General features: G+C 67.3%; 16 protein-coding genes. 5 read left to right on the top strand and 11 right to left on the bottom strand.

What is annotated here, in order from left to right; genetic code table 11:
- Positions 1–254: 254 nt before the first annotated feature.
- On the bottom strand, positions 255–779 hold the full coding sequence (locus AC06DU_RS14125) for a single-stranded DNA-binding protein (RefSeq protein WP_016902371.1): 525 nt from the start codon (positions 777–779) through the stop codon (positions 255–257).
- A 273-nt stretch (positions 780–1,052) separates the two neighbouring features.
- Between AC06DU_RS14125 and AC06DU_RS14130 the strand changes: the two genes are divergently transcribed.
- Positions 1,053–2,051 carry a polyprenyl synthetase family protein gene (locus AC06DU_RS14130; RefSeq protein WP_478202673.1) on the top strand — a complete coding sequence of 333 codons (999 nt, stop codon included), beginning with the start codon at positions 1,053–1,055 and terminating at the stop codon, positions 2,049–2,051.
- 270 nt (positions 2,052–2,321) lie between these two features.
- On the opposite strand, the gene AC06DU_RS14135 is transcribed toward AC06DU_RS14130, so the two are convergent.
- The 5 genes from AC06DU_RS14135 to AC06DU_RS14155 all read right to left on the bottom strand — a co-directional run bounded on the left by AC06DU_RS14135 (position 2,322) and on the right by AC06DU_RS14155 (position 9,050).
- Positions 2,322–3,122 (bottom strand): dienelactone hydrolase family protein, encoded by an 801-nt coding sequence (locus tag AC06DU_RS14135; RefSeq protein ID WP_478202674.1) that lies wholly within the window; start codon positions 3,120–3,122, stop codon positions 2,322–2,324.
- Positions 3,123–3,256: 134 nt separating this feature from the next.
- Positions 3,257–4,666, bottom strand: coding sequence for a UDP-N-acetylmuramoyl-L-alanine--D-glutamate ligase (gene murD, locus AC06DU_RS14140; protein WP_102251608.1), 1,410 nt, complete (start codon positions 4,664–4,666; stop codon positions 3,257–3,259).
- Positions 4,647–6,002, bottom strand: coding sequence for a UDP-N-acetyl-alpha-D-muramoyl-L-alanyl-L-glutamate epimerase (murL, locus tag AC06DU_RS14145; protein ID WP_478202675.1), 1,356 nt, complete (start codon positions 6,000–6,002; stop codon positions 4,647–4,649). The genes murD and murL overlap by 20 nt, the downstream gene beginning before the upstream one ends.
- Positions 5,999–6,457, bottom strand: a complete 459-nt coding sequence (locus AC06DU_RS14150; protein WP_478202676.1) for a hypothetical protein — start codon at positions 6,455–6,457, stop codon at positions 5,999–6,001. Before AC06DU_RS14150 ends, murL begins: the two co-directional genes overlap by 4 nt.
- A complete protein-coding gene (locus AC06DU_RS14155) occupies positions 6,441–9,050 on the bottom strand; it encodes a bifunctional aspartate kinase/diaminopimelate decarboxylase (protein ID WP_024939384.1) in 2,610 nt (869 codons plus the stop codon). Before AC06DU_RS14155 ends, AC06DU_RS14150 begins: the two co-directional genes overlap by 17 nt.
- Positions 9,051–9,234: 184 nt before the next feature.
- Between AC06DU_RS14155 and AC06DU_RS14160 the strand changes: the two genes are divergently transcribed.
- The gene (locus AC06DU_RS14160) at positions 9,235–10,113 is read left to right on the top strand and encodes a PhzF family phenazine biosynthesis protein (RefSeq protein WP_478202677.1); all 879 of its coding nucleotides are present in this window, start codon (positions 9,235–9,237) and stop codon (positions 10,111–10,113) included.
- Positions 10,114–10,144: 31 nt separating this feature from the next.
- The gene (locus tag AC06DU_RS14165; RefSeq protein WP_478202678.1) at positions 10,145–11,026 is read left to right on the top strand and encodes a PhzF family phenazine biosynthesis protein; all 882 of its coding nucleotides are present in this window, start codon (positions 10,145–10,147) and stop codon (positions 11,024–11,026) included.
- Positions 11,027–11,153: 127 nt separating this feature from the next.
- Here AC06DU_RS14165 and AC06DU_RS14170 read toward each other — a convergent pair whose 3' ends face one another.
- The 5 genes from AC06DU_RS14170 to AC06DU_RS14190 form a co-directional block, all read right to left on the bottom strand.
- A complete protein-coding gene (locus AC06DU_RS14170; protein WP_478202679.1) occupies positions 11,154–11,750 on the bottom strand; it encodes a glycine zipper 2TM domain-containing protein in 597 nt (198 codons plus the stop codon).
- A gap of 144 nt (positions 11,751–11,894) precedes the next feature.
- Entirely contained in the window at positions 11,895–12,335 is a 441-nt protein-coding gene (locus tag AC06DU_RS14175) for an OsmC family protein (protein ID WP_016902361.1), read from the bottom strand.
- A 252-nt stretch (positions 12,336–12,587) separates the two neighbouring features.
- Positions 12,588–13,535 carry an aspartate carbamoyltransferase catalytic subunit gene (locus AC06DU_RS14180; RefSeq protein ID WP_016902360.1) on the bottom strand — a complete coding sequence of 316 codons (948 nt, stop codon included), beginning with the start codon at positions 13,533–13,535 and terminating at the stop codon, positions 12,588–12,590.
- A 15-nt stretch (positions 13,536–13,550) separates the two neighbouring features.
- Positions 13,551–14,018: a Holliday junction resolvase RuvX gene (gene ruvX, locus AC06DU_RS14185; RefSeq protein WP_024939388.1), complete on the bottom strand. Its 468-nt coding sequence runs from the start codon at positions 14,016–14,018 to the stop codon at positions 13,551–13,553.
- Positions 14,011–14,577 (bottom strand): YqgE/AlgH family protein, encoded by a 567-nt coding sequence (locus tag AC06DU_RS14190; RefSeq protein ID WP_011051924.1) that lies wholly within the window; start codon positions 14,575–14,577, stop codon positions 14,011–14,013. Before AC06DU_RS14190 ends, ruvX begins: the two co-directional genes overlap by 8 nt.
- Before the next feature lie 79 nt (positions 14,578–14,656).
- Between AC06DU_RS14190 and AC06DU_RS14195 the strand changes: the two genes are divergently transcribed.
- Together AC06DU_RS14195 and AC06DU_RS14200 are read left to right on the top strand one after the other, a co-directional pair.
- The gene (locus tag AC06DU_RS14195) at positions 14,657–16,501 is read left to right on the top strand and encodes a DUF4153 domain-containing protein (RefSeq protein ID WP_478202680.1); all 1,845 of its coding nucleotides are present in this window, start codon (positions 14,657–14,659) and stop codon (positions 16,499–16,501) included.
- A complete protein-coding gene (locus AC06DU_RS14200; protein ID WP_166770688.1) occupies positions 16,498–17,043 on the top strand; it encodes a DNA-3-methyladenine glycosylase I in 546 nt (181 codons plus the stop codon). The genes AC06DU_RS14195 and AC06DU_RS14200 overlap by 4 nt, the downstream gene beginning before the upstream one ends.
- Positions 17,044–17,048: the final 5 nt, after the last annotated feature.

Raw genomic sequence — 17,048 nt, forward strand, 5'->3', positions numbered from 1 at the left:
TCGGCATGTGTCAGGCAGACATTCCATGGGTGTTGGGTGTGCGGCGTTCTCAGCCACCTGGCGATTGCGCGCGAGGTGCTGTTAGCCACGCTTGGTGGACAGGTCAGTGGCGCCGTCGTACTGGTCAGGCAACCTGCGCGTCCAGGGCGCTTCGGATCGGAACAGCACGGCCCGCGTCGATATCACCAGTGCAGAGCAAGCAAAAGGCCCGCGCAATGCGGGCCTTTTGAATGACAACCAGGCTTGGCTACCGATCAGAACGGGATATCGTCGTCGGCAAAATCGTCCATCGGCGGTGCCGACTGCTGCTGGGCCGGCTGCTGACGACGCGGGGCGTAATCCTGACCGCCACCCTGACCACCACCGCCACCGCCTTGCTGCTGGCGCGGCGCCTGGCTGCGCTGCGGGCGATCGCCGCCCATGCCGCCACCACCGCCGCCTTCGCCACGGCCGCCGAGCATCTGCATCTCATTGGCGACGATGTCGGTGCTGTACTTCTCCACGCCGTCCTGGCCGGTGTACTTGTCGTAGCGCAGTTCGCCTTCGACGTACACCTGCGAGCCCTTGCGCAGGTACTCGCCAGCGATCTCGCCCAGCTTGCCGAAGAACACCACGCGGTGCCACTCGGTGCGCTCCTGGTTGTTGCCATCGCGGTCCTTGCGCATGCTGGTGGTGGCCAGACTCACGCGCGTGATCGCCATGCCGGCCTGGGTGTACTTGGTGTCGGGATCGTTGCCGAGGTTGCCGACGAGGATGACTTTGTTGATGCCGCGGGCCATAGATGCTTCCGAGATGGTGCGCCGGCGCCAATGGGCGCGGCGGTGAATGTCTTGGTGCCAATGTTACCGCACCTGCCGGCCACGGTCCCGGCGGATCGCCGCAGCGCCGGGCCGGGAAATGCCGCGCCGGCAGGTCGGAATCCGGACGCTACCGGACAGGCCCGACGCTGGCGCTGCAAGGGTTTGCGGCCACGCTGGAGGCCGTCGGACACGGCCAGCGGGACGGATCTGGCCCAGACACCTATAATCGGCGCACATCACGAACGCCTGCGCATGACCATCGCCGAAGACCTCCCCACCGTCCTGGGCCTGCCCCAGATCCAGTCCCTCGCCGCGCCCGACATGGCCGCGGTCGACGCGCTGATCCGCCGCCGTCTGGCCTCGGATGTCGTGCTGATCAACCAGATCGCCGATCACATCATCTCCGCCGGCGGCAAACGCCTGCGTCCGATGCTGGTGATGCTGGCCGGCCACGCCGCTGGCGGCTCCGGCCCGGAGCACCATCAACTGGCGGCGATCATCGAGTTCATCCACACCTCCACCCTGCTGCACGACGACGTGGTGGACGAATCGGACCTGCGCCGCGGGCGCAGCACCGCCAATGCGCTATGGGGCAATGCGCCCAGCGTGCTGGTCGGCGATTTCCTGTATTCGCGCAGCTTCCAGCTGATGGTGGAGCTGGATCGCATGGAAGTCATGCAGATCCTGGCCGACACCACCAACCGCATCGCCGAGGGCGAGGTGCTGCAGCTGCTACACGTGCACAACCCCGACACCGACGAAGCCGCCTACCTGCGCGTGATCGAGCGCAAGACCGCGGTGCTGTTTGCCGCCGGCACCCGCCTGGGCGCGCTGGCCTCGGGCGCGGATGCGCAGGTGCAGCAGCGCCTGTACGACTACGGCATGCAGTTGGGCTTTGCCTTCCAGATTGCCGATGACGTGCTCGACTACGCTGCCGACGCCGCGGACCTGGGCAAGAACCTGGGCGACGACCTGGCCGAAGGCAAGGCGACCCTGCCGCTGATCCACGCCATGGCGCACTCGGATGCGGGCACCCGGGAGCGCCTGCGCCAGATCGTCGAACAAGGCGATGCGAGCGCAATGCCCGAAGTGCTGGCGGCGATTCATGCCACCGGCGGCCTGGATTACAGCCGCCAGCGTGCCGCCGAATATGCCGCCGCTGCCGAACAGGCGCTGTACACGTTGCCGCCCAGCCCCGCAGTTGCCGCATTGCGCGGCCTGGCGCGGTATGCGGTGCAACGCACGCATTGAGCCGGGTGGCGGCAGGTTCGCCTGCCGCGCTCACTGAACGGGCTGACAGCCGACGGTCACCCTCGCCTTTCCGGCGGAAACGCTGCCGCAACCCATGCCAGGGTTGCGGCGCCTTGTCACACGGCCTCTGAACGCGTCACACACCGATGCTGCGTGCGCCATCCGATCCATGTCCGGGATCGGCACCCCACTCCCGCACCGCATGTCTGCGCGCCATCCGCCATACCCGACGACCGCCAGTGCGGCGGTCAGCCGCCTCTGGCCACCTCGTCAATCGCCAAAGCGTTCGTCGAAGAAATCGCCGAGCATGCGGTAGGCACGTTTCGCCGCACGCGGGTTGTACAGGCAGCCTGGCGGGCTGTTGGCATCGGCTTCGGCAAAGCAATGCACTGCGCCGCTGAAATTGACGAACTGCCAGTCCGCGCCGGCCGCATTCATCTCGGTTTCGAAGGCGGCGATGTCCGCCTTGCTCACGCTCTTGTCGTCGGCGCCATTGAGCACCAGCAGCGGCGTCCTGGCCGAACCGGCCGTCGCCGGGCTGGGCGTGGCGATGCCACCGTGCAGGCTGACCACACCGGCCAGCTGCGCACCGGCGCGCACCAGCTCCAGCACCGTGGTGCCGCCGAAGCAGAATCCCACCGCACCGATGCGCGATGCATCCAGCGGCGCCTTGCCGGCCTGCGCCTTGAGCACATCCACCGCCTTCAGCGCGCGGGCGCGCAGCGTCGGCGGGTCCTTCTTCAGGGCACCGGCAAACTGCCCGGCCTCGCTGTCGTTGGCCGGACGCTTGCCTTTGCCGTAGACGTCGGCAACCAGCACCACGTAGTCGTCGCCGGCCACTTGCTTGGCCTTGGTGACCGCCGAATCGTTGACCCCGCGCCAGTTTGGCACCATCACCAGCCCTGGGCGCTTGGCGGCACCGGCGTCGTCGTAGACCAGCACGCCGCTGAAGGTGTCCTTGCCGATCGTCCATTCCAGCGGTTTGGCCTGCATCGCTGCGGCGGCGGGCAACGCCAGCGACGCCAAGACACCGAACAACCCAACGCCACGCCATCTCCATTGCTTGTGCATGTGCCTGCTCCCGGGAAGGTCCGGCGAGTGTAGGCGCTGCCGCCGTGCAGGCCAGGTCATCGTGGTCGCCGACGGACCGATTGCATCGGCGTTCTGCCAAAGCTGTCGAAAAACCCGGGGCGAGCAACGCAGCGCTACTGCACGCCCAAGCCGGGAATCGCGCTGATCGCCGCCGGATCGAACCCGGCCAGCTGCGCAAAATGGCGGCCGCGCGCAACGTAGTCGCTATACGCGCCGAAGCTGGGCGCACCCGGCGACAGCAGCACCACGCCGCCCTGCTCGCCCAGCGCCTGGCGCGCCAGCCGCATCGCGTGCTCCAGGTCGTCGGCAGCATGCAGGCCGAAGCGACCGCTCGCGGCCAGCGGCGCCAGCAACGCATGGATCCGCGGCCCGTTCGCGCCCATGGTGACGATTTCCAGCGGCGCCTGCTGCGCCATCTGCGCGGCAAAATCCTGCCAGTCCAGCCCGCGATCGTGGCCACCGACCAGCAAGGCCACACGGCGTTGCGCAAAGCATGCCAGCGCTGCCAGTGAAGCATGCGGGGTGGTACTGATGGAGTCGTTGACGTAGCTGATACCGTCCACGCTGCCGAGCAACTGCAGGCGGTTCGGCAACGGGCGGAAGCTCGCTGCGGCCGGCGCCAGCGCCGCCGCGTCCAGCCCCAGGGCTTCCAGCGCTGCCAGCACCGCGCACAGGTTGCGCCGATTGTGTTCGCCGGGCAGCGGCACGTTGGCGGTGTCGAACACCGGCTGCTCGCCGCGATACACCACATCGCCGCGCAGATGCCAGCCATCGGGATGGTTGAACCAACGCACCTCGCTGTCGGGCAACTGCAACTGGGTCAGATGCGGATCGGCGGCATTGAGCAAGGCAATGCGCGGGCGGCCTTCGGTGACCAGCGCCAGCTTGTCGCGCACGTAGCGCGCCTCGTCGCCATGCCAGTCCAGATGCTCGGGAAACAGGTTCAGCACCAGCGCCAATTCCGGACGCGCGCCGCTGCGCCCCACTTCGCCGGTCTGATAGCTGGACAACTCGATCGCCCAATAGCCCGGCGGCGGTTGCGGCGCCAGCACTTCCAGCAAGGGTTGGCCGATATTGCCGACCAGGGCGGTGCGATGGCCGGCCGCGCGCAGCAGATGCGCCAGCAGCGCGGTGGTGGTGCTCTTGCCCTTGGTGCCGGTGACGCAGATGGCGCCAGGCACATAGCCGTCAGGCTGCGCATGCTCGGCAAACCACAACGCGGTGCCGCCGATGAATTGCGTGCCGTGCTCGGTTGCGGCGGTGTGCGCCTCGGGACGATACGGGCTGATGCCGGGCGATTTCACCACCACATCGAACCGGCCCAGCGCCCGCGCGCTGGCGTCGGTTTCCACATGCAACGCAGCATCGGCCAGCGTCTCGAGCTCGCGCGCTTCGTCGGCGTTGCAGAACACCGTCAGCGTTTGCGTGGGCAACGCGGCGCGCAGTGCGCGGTACGCGGCGCGTCCCTCGCGCCCCCAGCCCCATAACGCAACCGCCTTGCCCTCAAGCTGCGAAATTCGCACGCACGCGCTCCCACAGCGCCGACGGAATCCGGTGTTCGCCGTCGATCGCCAGCAACGGCTCCAGCTGCAGCGCCTGCTGGTCCAGCTGCGGCTGGATCTCGCGGATGAAACGCAGCACCAGCGCGTCTTCCTTCCATTCGGCACGACTGGCCAGCACCGCCATTGCCGCGCGCGATTCGCGCCCTTCGCCGACGCATTCGAACGGCTTGTGGTCCTGGAATTCCAGCAGCGCATCGTAGCCGCCGGCCTGGGTTGCATCGTCGAGCAGATTGCGCCCGAAGATCTTGACCAGCCGCGTCTTGGGCATGAACGGTGCCAATGCCAGGAACACGAAATGGCACTTCGGGCAAACCCCGCACCAGCGATGCACCGGGCGCTCGCCCATGATGTGGAAGTTGCGGTTGCAGCTGGAAAAATGCGCGTCGTAGTGATCGGTCTTGGCGAACTGACGCGCCACCGCCAGTTCCGACAACGGCCGCAGCAGCGAGTAATAGCGCAGGTCGGCCGCCACATGCCGCTGCACGTAATCGCCGAACGCCTGCTCGAACGCCCAGCCCTTGGACCACTGGTGATTGACCTCGCCGGTGCCGGGAATCTGGCTGCCGTAACTGGCCGAACGCTCGTTGGAAAACACCACCTGGTCCACGCCGTTGAGCAAGGCCGACAACACCAGGATGGCCGAGTTCACCGCAGTGACCGGGATATGCCCGTTCCAGGCGCCCTGGCGATTGAGCTCGAACAATTCCGGCGCCAGCACGCGGCCGATATTGAGCACCGGCAGACCGGTGCGCTCGGCGCAGGCCCGGATCAGCTGCGAGCCGCCGATCCAGCTGACGGTCTGGTCGATGCCGGCATGCCGCAGCGCTTCGATGCTGACCAGCGAATCCTTGCCGCCACCGATCGCAACCAGGGCGTGCTCGCGCAGGCCCAGCGCCGGCGCATCGCCGGCAGCCGGTGCAGCCACCGGCAAGTGGATCTTGCCGTGCAGGTTCAAGCCATTGCGATAGGCGAACTCGCCCAGGCCGTGCAGGTAGACGCTTTCCACCAGCGCAGCGGTATCGGCATCGATGCCGTAGCTGTCGATGGCAATGGTCGGCGGCACTGCGGCCTTGTAGTAACTCACGCCCGCGATGAGGTGCAGCAACTGCAAGGCCCGCTGCACGGCGGCGGCACGCGCGCCGTCCAGCACGAATGGCGCGCCGGGCACGGCAACGGTTTCCACAAGTTCCGGCCCCTGATCGAAGGCATACACCAGCGTCGCCACGCCGGTCTGCGCGTCGAGTGCGCAACGCACGAAACGGAAGGTGGAAATCTGGTGTTTGTCGAAAGCGCTCATGGACTACCTGCAGGAACACGTACGCGACGCAGATAACGCCGGCACAGGACATATTCAATCATGGAAAACGGCACCGCAGCCCACAGCAGCGGCATGCAACCGAACAGCACCGCCAGCAACAGCACATCCGGACGTGCAGCCGTGGCATCGCCGGACACCGCGAAGGCGATGGCGAGATACAGCGCCACCACCGGCACATAACTCAGCGCGCTCAACAGCACCGTGCGCACCGCCATCCCGCCACTGCGACGCGTGGGATCCCGCGCGTCGCGCCGACGTTGCCAACGCCCGGCCAACCATGCGCCGATACCGGCGGCGACCAGCGCGGGCAGCGCCCATTTGAAGGTGTCGCTCCACGGCATGCCCAGGCTCAGTTGCTGCAGCGCGGTGGCGAACACGATCGCAGCACCACCGGCCAGCGTACTGAGTGCAATGAACTCAGCCTGCGGGCGCATCGATCACCTCTTCGCGCGGCAATTCACGCTGGTTGTAAGTGCTGGCCATCGAGTAACCGTAGGCACCGGCATCGGCCAGCAGCATCACATCACCCGGCGCGGTGGCGGCAGGCAGACGACGGCGCTTGCCGAACACATCGGAGGATTCGCAGATCGGCCCGACGATATCGAAGCTGCCATCGGCCGGCGCATCGAGCTGGCTGAGGTTTTCGATGTCGTGCCAGGCGTCGTACAGCGCGGGGCGGATCAGCGTGTTCATGCCTGCATCCAGGCCCACGCGCTGCACGCCGTCCTTCTCGATCACCTGGGTCACCTGCGCCAGCAGCACGCCGGCTTCGGCCACCAGGTAACGGCCCGGCTCGATCGCCAGCCGATAGCCCGGATGCACCGCCTTGACCTCGGCCAGGCCCTTGGCCCACAGCTCCAGATCGAACGGCTCGTCCTCGGCGCTGTACGGAATCGGCAGGCCGCCACCGATATCGATGGTCTCCACCGTGCCGATGCGGCGCGCGAAGCCGGCCAGTTCGTCGTACATCATCCGCCAGTGTTCGCCGGTCTCCACGCCACTGCCCAGGTGCGCATGCACACCGGTGATGGTGACCTCCAGCGTGCGCGCCACCTCCACGAACTCATCCACGCGCGTGGACGACAAGCCGAACTTGGACGCCTTGCCGCCGGTGTTGACCTTCTCGTGATGGCCGTCGCCATGCCCCAGGTCGATGCGCAGCCACACGTTGCGGCCACGGAACACCTCCGGCCAGCGCCGCAATGCTTCGACGTTGTCGACGGTGACGGTCACGCCCAGCGCAAATCCGGCTTCGTATTCCGCCTTGGGCGCGAAACTCGGGGTGAACAGCACGCGTCGCGGCGACAGCTCGGGCAAGGTATCGAACACGCGGCGCAGCTCGCCGTGCGAAACGCATTCCAGCCCGAACCCGGCCTGTTCCAACGCCATCAGGATCGCCGGATGCGCATTGGCCTTGATCGCGTAATAGCGCTGATCCACCGCCGCAATCTGCGCCAGCGCCTGCGCCCGCGCACGCACCGTGGGCAGGTGATAGACGTAACGCGGCGTGCCGGCCTTGGACAGTGTCAGCAGGTGCGCGCGCTCGGCATGCCACCACGGCGTGGGCCGCGGGCGCACCGAGCCGATGATCTCGCGCCAGCGCGGCCCGAACACCTCGCCTTCGCTCACCGGCATCGCACCGCTGTCGATCAGTTCCGCATGCAGGATCGGCAGCAGACCATCGGCATCGGCTTCGTCGATGACGAAGGTCAGATTCAAGTCGTTGGACGACTGCGAGATCATGTGCACGCGCTCCTGCCCGAACGTGGCCCACACGTCGGAGAGCTTGTGCAGCAGCGAGCGCATGCCGCGCCCGACCAGGGTGATCGCCGCACACGGCACGATGATCTTGACCTTGCAGATCTGCGACAGATCGGCCGACAACGCCGCCAGCACATCGGTGTTGACCAGGTTCTCGGACGGGTCCAGCGACACGGTGACATTGGTCTCGGCCGAACCGATCAGGTCCACCGACAGGCCATGTTTCTTGAACAGGGTAAATACATCGGCCAGGAAGCCCACCTGCTGCCACATGCCGATGCCTTCCATCGACACCAGCACGATGCCGTTGCGCCGGCTGATCGCCTTGACGCCCGGCACCGGCTCGGCATTGCCGTCGATGCTGGTGCCGGGCAGATCGGGGCGCTCGGTATCCAGGATCGCCATCGGCACGCCGGAATCACGGCATGGCTTGATCGACCGCGGATGCAGCACCTTGGCACCGGTGGTGGCGATTTCCTGCGCCTCGTAATAGTCCAGGCGGGTCAGCAGCCGCGCGTCCGGCACGTCCTTCGGGTTGGCGCTGAACATGCCGGGCACATCGGTCCAGATTTCCACCCGGCTGGCGCCGAGCAGCGCACCGAAATACGCCGCCGAGGTATCCGAACCGCCCCGCCCCAGGATCGCGGTGCCGCCATCGGCGTGCCGCGAAATGAAGCCCTGGGTGATCAACAGGCGCGTGGGCTGCGCAGCGAAACGCGCGCGCCAGTCGGCGTCGGACTGCCACTGGCAGGACACCGACAGACGCTTGGACCATTCGCTCTGATTGGGCTGCGGCGGCAGCGCCGACAGCCACTGGCGCGCATCCAGCCAGCCCATGTCCAGGCCGCTGGCATGCAGATACGCCGCACCGATGGTGGAAGACAGCAACTCGCCCTGCCCCAGCACCTCGGCCTGCCAGTCCAGCGTGCGGGTTGCCGCGCGCGCGTCGCCGATCAATGCATGCAGCGCGGCAAGGCGCTCGCCCAGCACTGCATCGGCATCCAGTTCCAGCTCGGCCAGGAACTCGCGATGACGCTGCTCCAGCGCCGCCACGCGCTGCGCGCTGTCGGCGGCGCCATCGGCAATCGCGGTGAGTTCGTTGGTCACGCCCGACAGTGCGGACACCACCACCAGCACGCGGCCGCCGGTCTCGTTGGCCCGTTTGCTCGCCAGTTTTCCAATCGTGTCCCAGCGATGACGACGCGACACCGAGGTGCCGCCGAACTTGAGGACGATCCAACGATCGGTAGAGTGGGGAGCTGACATGGAGATAGGCGTTTAGGATGAGGGGGAAGACGCCCGGTACGCCGGGCGGAACCTCCGATTCTACTGCCAATGTCGCCCGCATGACCCCGTGTACGGTCACAGCCTGCCGGCGGCCACGGCCATCACCGCAACGGTTTGCGCTGCAACCATCGACGCGCCTTCCATCGACCGAGATCCATGCCCCATGAGCAAGCACCGCTACCTGCAACTGGATGTGTTCGGCGGCCAGGACGGCCACGGCAATCCGTTGGGCGTGGTCCTCAACGCGCAGACGTTGTCGTCGGAGCAGATGCAGCAGATGGCCGCCTGGCTGAACCTGTCGGAGACGATCTTTTTCCTGCCGGTCAGCGCGCCCGATGCGGACTACCACATCCGCATCTTCACGCCACGTGCCGAGCTGCCGTTCGCCGGCCACCCCAGCGTGGGTGCGGCGTGGGCGGCGACGACGCACGGGCTGGTGGCGTTCAAGCCCGACGGCCGGATGCGCCAGCAGTGCGCTGCCGGCGTGCTGCCCGTAGAGGTGATCGACCGGCATGGCGCCCTGCTGGTGCGGCTGCGGGCACCGCGTGCGCAAGCAGTCGAAACCGGCGATGCACATTTTGCGGCATTGCACGAGGCCTGCGCCGGCCTGCGCATGGCCGAACGCCCGGCCGCACTGTGGAACAACGGCCCCGGCTGGTGGCTGCTGGAACTGGCCGACGCGCAGGCGGTACGCCAGGCGCTGCCCGATCTGGCGGCGATCAGCCGCCTGACCCAGGCCAGCGCAGCCACCGGCCTGGCCATCTACGCCCCGCAGGCCAATGGCGATGCGGACCTGGTGGTGCGCGCCTTCTGCCCCGGCGACGGCATCCCGGAAGATCCGGTCACCGGCAGCGCCAACGCCTGCATTGCCGCGCGCCTGCACGGCGAAGGCCGCGTGCCCGGTCAGGCGTCGCGCTATGTCGCCAGCCAGGGGCGCGAAGTCGGCCGCGACGGCCGTGTGCACGTGGAGGTGGATCACGAAGGCGAAGTCTGGATCGGCGGAACGACCAGGCAAGTGATCGAAGGCCGCATCGATTGGTAAGCTGCCGCGCCCTGTTCGCGGACCCGCCACCATGACCACTCGCCGTTTCCTGCAACTGGATGTGTTCTCCGCCCGCCCCGGCAGCGGCAACCCGCTGGCGGTGGTGCTGGATGCCCAAGGCCTGGACGATGCCGCGATGCAGGCCATCGCACGCTGGACCAAGCTGCCGGAAACCACCTTCGTGTTTGCGGCGCCGGATGCGCACAGCAGCTATCGGCTGCGGATGTTTTCCCCGCAAAAGGAAGTGCCGTTTGCCGGCCACCCCAGCGTCGGCACCGCCCACGCGGTGCTGGAAGCCGGCCTGGCCGCACCGGACGACGGCGTGCTGATCCAGGACGGCATCGCAGGCCAGCTGCCGCTGCGCGTGGAGCAGATCGCAGGCCACCGCAGCATCGCCATCCGCACCCCACGTGCGCGCGTGGCCGAGCAGGTGGAGGCCGACGACCCGCGCCTGCGCGATGCGGTGCGCGGCTGGCCACTCGGCAGCCTGCCGCCCGCCTTGATGGACGGCGGCCGCACCTGGTGGGTGGTGGAGCTGGCCAGCGAAGCGGCGCTGCGCGGCCTGCAGCCGGACTGGGGCGCGATCGCCGCGCTGGCCGAATCCACCGGCAGCATGGGCGTGTTCGCCTATGCCCGCGCCGCAGCGCCCGGCGCCTACGATCTGGCGGTACGCGCCTTCGTCGGCAATGGCCGGCGCTTCGAAGATGCCGCCTCCGGCGCGGCCAATGCAGTGCTCGCCGCCTGGCTGGACAGCCGCCAGGCATTGCCGGGCAAGGAACGTCGCTACGTGGTCAGCCAGGGCCGCGAGATCGGCTTCGACGCCTTGCTGGAATTGCGCATCGATGCCAATGGCGATGTGTGGTCTGGCGGCCAGGTGCAGACGGTGATCCGCGGCACGCTGGATTGGGCGTGATCGCGCCTGATCCCGCAGGCTGAAGAGTGCCTGCGCGGAAACAAGAAACGCTGCGGTCACCCGCAGCGTTTTTTCATTCAACCGGCCGATGTCGATCGCCTGACCGCAGCGTGCGGCAGCGCGGCGGTCAGTCTGGGCGCACGTCCACGCGCACGCGGATGCGGTCGCCCGGGTTGTAGTCGCTACGCGTGTGATAGGTGCGGCCCGCGTATTCGTAGGTCACGTCGTAGCCATCGACCCGATCGCGTTCGCGCCGGTATGACACCGGCTCGCAGACGCTGACGTTGCCCTGATAGTTGCGATTATTGGCTTCGTAGATCGAGCGGCCCGCCGCGACGCCGGCCATGGTGCCGACCGCGGTGCCGACCAGGCGGCCATTGCCGCCACCGACCTGGCTACCAAGCACCGCACCGGCGATACCACCGATCACGCTGGCCACGCCACGGTTGGACACACCAGCCTGGCCATAGCTGCCGCCATCGCGGTAGTAGCCGTCGTCGCGGGTGTAGTAGCCATCGGCCGGGCGGTTGTAGCAGCGCTCGCTGCTGCGCTCGTTATACGAATCGGTCACGATGATCGGGTCCACGCGCACTACCCGCGCATATTCGTAGCGACCATCCTCATCGCTGCCACGTCCGTAGTAGCCGCTGTCATAGCGCTGCGCCGTTGCATTGCCTGCAACTGCCAGACCCATCACCAGAGCACCAAGCACAAGAGTTTTCATTGCGGCAGCTTCACAGGGAGGACACGCTGCCGATGCTCGGCCTGCGCCAGTGAAACCGCCCTGAACCAAACCGCCCTTGCAACGCCCTATTCAGGTCGCCGCCAGCTGCGTGCGCCGGCAGCCATCGCCGGCGCACGCAGGGAATCACGCCTGGTTGGAAAACTCGCTTTCCAGACTGATCGGCACAGCGCTCAGCGCCTTGGACACCGGGCAGTTCTTCTTCGCGGTGTCGGCCAGTTCGCGGAACTTGGCTTCGTCGATCCCCGGCACCACGGCCTTGAGCTTGAGACGGATCTGCGACAGCTGCGGGCCGCCTTCCATCGACAGATCCACGTCTGCGCGCGTATCCAGCGAGGTCGGCGGAAAACCGGCTTCGCTCAGCTGTGCCGACAGTGCCATGGTGAAGCAGCCGGCATGCGCGGCGGCGATCAGCTCTTCCGGGTTGGTGCCCTTCTCGTCGCCGAAGCGGCTGCTGAAGGCGTAGCGGGTCTTGTCCATCAGCCCGCTTTGCGGCGTGCTGAGCTGGCCCTTGCCGGTCTTGAGGTCGCCTTCCCAGTGAGCGGTGGCGTGACGCGAAATACCCATTGCGATCTCCTGCGATGAAAGGAGCGGCCACGATAGGCGAGTGGATGTTATGGCGTGGTGGCTGGATTCGGGATTCGGGATTCGGGATTCGAGAATCGGGAATCGGGAATCGGGAATCGGGAATCGGGAATCGTAAGAGCAGGCCGCGTGCGGGTTCTGATGGCAAGGGCTTTGCGAGAGTCTGCGCGAAGACGCTCGGCCGGCGGCGACCGCGACCGCAGTGTGGGTGCGCAGTCGCGTCGCCGGGCTCGCTCAACCCAGCAGGGTTTCCAGTACGGCCATGCGCACCGCCACGCCGTTGGCGACCTGGCGCAGCACGCACGATTGCGCGCCGTCGGCGACTTCGTCGGTGATTTCCACGCCGCGGTTGATCGGGCCCGGATGCAGCACGGCAGCGTCGCGGCCGGCGCGTGCCAGGCGCTCGCGGGTCAGCCCATAGACGGCGTGGTACTGCTCCAGCGACGGCACCAGGCCTTCTTCCATGCGCTCGCGCTGCAGGCGCAGCATCATCAAGGCGTCGGCACCTTCCAGCATGGCGTCGAAGTCCTGGCCGACCACGCAACCATCCAGCATGTCGTCGTCGGGCAGCAGGCTGGCCGGACCGCAGACGCGGATCTCGCCGGCGCCCAGCGTGCGCAGTGCATGCAGGTCCGAGCGCGCAACGCGTGAGTGCTTCACGTCACCGACAATCACCACCTTGAGCTTGGAGAAATCGGTGCCCTTGGCCTGGCGCAGGGTGAGCATGTCGAGCAGGCCCTGGGTGGGATGCGAACTGCGTCCGTCACCGGCGTTGATCAAGGCAGTGCCCTCGCCTGCGGCCGCGGCCAGCGCTTCCACCGCACCGTCGTCGGGATGGCGCACCACGAAGCCGCGTACGCCCATCGCCTCAAGATTCTTCAGCGTGTCGCGCGCGGTCTCGCCCTTGCGGGTGGACGAGGTGGAGGCATCGAAGTTGAGCACGTCCGCGCCCAGCCGCTGCGCAGCCAGATGAAACGAGCTGCGCGTGCGCGTGGACGGTTCAAAGAACAGCGTGCACACCGCGGTGCCAGCGAGCACGCTGCGCTTGCCCACGCGCCCCACCGCCGCATCGCGGATCTGGCCGGCACGATCGAGCAGCTGCAGCAGCGTGGTGCGCGGCAGTCCTTCCAGGGTGAGCAGGTGGCGCAGTCGTCCGTCCGAATCGAGTTGCATGGTGGTCATCGCAGGTCGGGAGTGTCAGGGAAGAAGAGTGGCTTGGTCGGGCGCGGCCAACCAGCGTTCGACGATCACCGCGGCCGCCATCGCGTCCAGCGCCTCGGCATCGCGGCGGCGCTTGCGCCCGTCGGCGCGCTCGCGCGCGAAACGCTGCGCGGCCTCGACCGAACTGGAGCGCTCGTCGATCAGCACCACCGGCAGCGCATAGCGCTCGCGCAGTTGGCGGGCGAAGGCATGCGCGCGCTTGCGTGCGGGCTGGTCCTTGTCGTCCAGGGTCAGCGGGTCGCCGACCACCAGGCCGTCGGGGCGCCATTGCTTGTGCACGCGATCCAGCGCGACCCAGTCCGGGCCATTGGCATGCACATTGATGACGGCAACTGCACGCGCACCGGCGCCGAGCGCAGTGCCGATGGCCACGCCGATGCGGCGCGATCCCACGTCGAAGCCCAGCACCGTGCCATCCGGGCGGATCGCGCCCGCCTCAGGCATGCCCGGAATAATCCGTCAGCCGGAACAGATCCACGCCGATGCGCCCGGCAGCGGTCTGCCAGCGATCTTCCAGCGCGGTGGCGAACAGCACATTGGCATCCGACGGCGCGGTCAGCCAGCTGTTCTCGCCCAGTTCGAATTCCAGTTGACCCGCCCCCCAGCCGGCACAGCCCAGCGCCACCAGCGCATTGCGCGGGCCTTCGCCGGCCGCCATGGCTTCGAGAATGTCGCGCGAGGTGGTCAGATAGACGCCCTGCCCCACTTCCAGGCTGGAATCCCAGTCGCGCGCATCGTCGTGGATGACGAAACCGCGTTCCGGGTGCACCGGCCCGCCGCTGAGCACGATCTGCTCGCGCAGGTGCTCGTCGACGGTGTCGATGCCCATTTGCGACAGGACCTCGCCCAGCGTGTATTCGGAGGGCCGGTTGACCAGCACGCCCATCGCGCCGTTCTCGTCGTGCTGGCAGATCAGCGCAACGCTGCGCGAAAAGGTGGGATCGGACAGCGCCGGAAGCGCGATCAGCAGTTGGTTGGCCAGAGGCGTGGGCAAAACAGACATGGCCGCATTCTAGCCGTTCGTTCTGCCGCGCGCAGAGCCGATGCGATACTGGGGGGCAGACTAACGCCAAGGACCGACGATGCAGACCACACCAGAATCCGTCACCGCGGTCGCCGATGCGCCATTGCCCCGCCGGATCCGCACATTCATCGTGCTGATCGCACTGCTGCAGGGCGGCCTGCTGTATCTGGCCGCACTGGGCCAGCAACACGGCGTGTGGCCCTTCACCGACTTGGGCGCGCGGATCTGCTGGTACACCGTGGTGCTGACGGTGCCTGGCCTGGTGCTGCTGAGCGTGCAGGATCTTCGCGATTGGCGGTTGTGGCAGCACGTGGCGGCAAGCACGCTGGTATTGGCCGCCCTGGGCAGCTGGGCGGCGTGGAGCGCCACCGGCGCGCCGACCCTGCAGATCGCCACGGTGCTGTGGTCGTTCGGCTTCACCGTCACGGTCGGCTGGTTCGTCGCCCTGCCCTGGCTGCAGCACCGGCAACTGCACGGTCATTGGCGGGCGGGCTACCACGCCCTGTTCGAATACGCCTGGCAGAACGCGCTGACGCTGGCGCTGGCACTGCTGTTCGTGGGGGTGTGCTGGATGGTGCTGGGGCTGTGGGCCAGCCTGTTCGCGCTGGTCAAGATCAGCTTCTTTGCCGAACTGTTCCGCGAACAGGCGTTTGTCTACCTGGCGACCGGCGTCATCACCGGGCTGGGCATCCTGATCGGGCGCACCCAACACCGCGCGGTGCAGGTGTTGCGGCAGATCCTGTTCGCCCTGTGCACCGGTCTGCTGCCGCTGCTGGCCGGCATTGCGCTGCTGTTCCTGCTGGTGCTGCCGTTCACCGGACTGCAGGCGCTCTGGCAGACCCGTTCGGCCGCCACGATCCTTATCAGCCTGGTGTTCGGGCTGGTGCTGTTCACCAACGCGGTGTACCAGGATGGCAGCGGGCTGCCGCCGTATCCGCGCTGGTTGCGTCGGATGATCGAGGCCGGCCTGCTCAGCCTGCCACTACACGCAGCGCTGGCCGCATACGCGGTGGGCCTGCGCATTGCGCAGCACGGCTGGACCAGCGACCGCGTCTGCGCCGCATTGCTGGCCGCACTGGCGCTGGCCTATGCGGTGGCCTACGCGTTGGCGGTGTTGCGACCACGCGCCGATCGTTGGCTGCCGCAGCTGGCCGGCGGCAACAAGGTGCTGTCGTGGGTGGTGATCGGCCTGGCCGTGCTGGTCAACACTCCCGTGCTCGACCCCTACCGCATCACCGTGCAGAGCCAGATGCAGCGCCTGGCCAGCGGCACGCAAGAGAGCGTAGACAAGAACCTGGAATTCCTGCGCTTCGAAAATGGCCGCCGCGGCTATCTGGCGGTGCAGTCGCTGCGCCAAACCCCCGCCTTTGCCGGCAACCCCGCACGCAAGCAGAAGCTGGAACAGTTGCTGGCGCGCACCAGCCGCTGGGGCGGCAATGACAGCGTGGAAGATCAGAAGGACAAGCAGCTGACCGACCTGGCCAAGATCCGCCAGCATGTGACCGTGGCAGCCGGCCAGGCAGACCCGCCGGCGGACTGGTGGCAGTACCTGATGAGCTCCAAGCCGCTCTCGGGCGCTTGCACCCAGGGCAACACCAACTGCGTGGTCAGCAGCAGCGACATCGATGGCGACGGCCAGCTCGATCTGCTGCTGTGCAATCTCAACGGCGACTATGCGGTCGCCTGCGAGCTGCAGACCCGCAACCGGCATGGCTGGTATCAGGCCGGTACCGCACAGCTCTATTCCCTCGACGACGAGGCCATGAGTGAAGTGAGCCAGGCGCTGCGCAAAGCTCAGATCCAGACACGGCCCACCCGCTGGCCGGACCTGGCGCTGCCGGGAGACCGACGCATCCACATCCGACCCAGCGAAGAAGGCATCCGTCCGGAGTCCCGGCCATGAGCGGCTATTGCGCCATCGCACCGGGCCACCCGATTCATGGCCATTACCACGACCACGAATACGGCTTCCCGCAGCGCGACGAGCGCGAGCTGTTCGAGCGCCTGGTGCTGGAGATCAATCAGGCCGGGCTGAGTTGGGAAACCATCCTGCGCAAGCGCAGCAACTTCCAGCGCGCCTACGACGGCTTCGACGTGGACACGGTGGCCGCCTATGGCGAGAGCGACATTGCGCGGCTGCTCGGCGATGCCGGCATCATCCGCAACCGGTTGAAGGTGCTGGCGGCCATCCACAATGCGCAGGTCATCCAGCAGTTACGCGCTTCGCACGGCAGTTTCGCGCAATGGCTGGATGCACAGCATCCGCTCGACAAAACCGCCTGGGTCAAGCTGTTCAAGAAGACCTTCCGCTTCACCGGCGGCGAGATCACCGGCGAATTCCTGATGAGCCTGGGCTACCTGCCAGGCGCGCACCATGCCGATTGCCCGGTGTTTAAGCGCATCCAGGCGCTGTCGCCGCCGTGGCTGCAGCACGGCAAGGCCTAACGGCG

Source organism: Xanthomonas sp. NCPPB 3200, from assembly GCF_056393585.1.

What these genes read in the sequence shown, in the direction of transcription:
- AC06DU_RS14125 (WP_016902371.1), bottom strand. Translation starts at nt 779, where the DNA reads ATGGCCCGCGGCATCAACAAAGTCATCCTCGTCGGCAACCTCGGCAAC.
- AC06DU_RS14130 (WP_478202673.1), top strand. Translation starts at nt 1,053, where the DNA reads ATGACCATCGCCGAAGACCTCCCCACCGTCCTGGGCCTGCCCCAGATC.
- AC06DU_RS14135 (WP_478202674.1), bottom strand. Translation starts at nt 3,122, where the DNA reads ATGCACAAGCAATGGAGATGGCGTGGCGTTGGGTTGTTCGGTGTCTTG.
- murL (WP_478202675.1), bottom strand. Translation starts at nt 6,002, where the DNA reads ATGAGCGCTTTCGACAAACACCAGATTTCCACCTTCCGTTTCGTGCGT.
- AC06DU_RS14150 (WP_478202676.1), bottom strand. Translation starts at nt 6,457, where the DNA reads ATGCGCCCGCAGGCTGAGTTCATTGCACTCAGTACGCTGGCCGGTGGT.
- AC06DU_RS14155 (WP_024939384.1), bottom strand. Translation starts at nt 9,050, where the DNA reads ATGTCAGCTCCCCACTCTACCGATCGTTGGATCGTCCTCAAGTTCGGC.
- AC06DU_RS14160 (WP_478202677.1), top strand. Translation starts at nt 9,235, where the DNA reads ATGAGCAAGCACCGCTACCTGCAACTGGATGTGTTCGGCGGCCAGGAC.
- AC06DU_RS14165 (WP_478202678.1), top strand. Translation starts at nt 10,145, where the DNA reads ATGACCACTCGCCGTTTCCTGCAACTGGATGTGTTCTCCGCCCGCCCC.
- AC06DU_RS14170 (WP_478202679.1), bottom strand. Translation starts at nt 11,750, where the DNA reads ATGAAAACTCTTGTGCTTGGTGCTCTGGTGATGGGTCTGGCAGTTGCA.
- AC06DU_RS14175 (WP_016902361.1), bottom strand. Translation starts at nt 12,335, where the DNA reads ATGGGTATTTCGCGTCACGCCACCGCTCACTGGGAAGGCGACCTCAAG.
- AC06DU_RS14180 (WP_016902360.1), bottom strand. Translation starts at nt 13,535, where the DNA reads ATGACCACCATGCAACTCGATTCGGACGGACGACTGCGCCACCTGCTC.
- ruvX (WP_024939388.1), bottom strand. Translation starts at nt 14,018, where the DNA reads ATGCCTGAGGCGGGCGCGATCCGCCCGGATGGCACGGTGCTGGGCTTC.
- AC06DU_RS14190 (WP_011051924.1), bottom strand. Translation starts at nt 14,577, where the DNA reads ATGTCTGTTTTGCCCACGCCTCTGGCCAACCAACTGCTGATCGCGCTT.
- AC06DU_RS14195 (WP_478202680.1), top strand. Translation starts at nt 14,657, where the DNA reads ATGCAGACCACACCAGAATCCGTCACCGCGGTCGCCGATGCGCCATTG.
- AC06DU_RS14200 (WP_166770688.1), top strand. Translation starts at nt 16,498, where the DNA reads ATGAGCGGCTATTGCGCCATCGCACCGGGCCACCCGATTCATGGCCAT.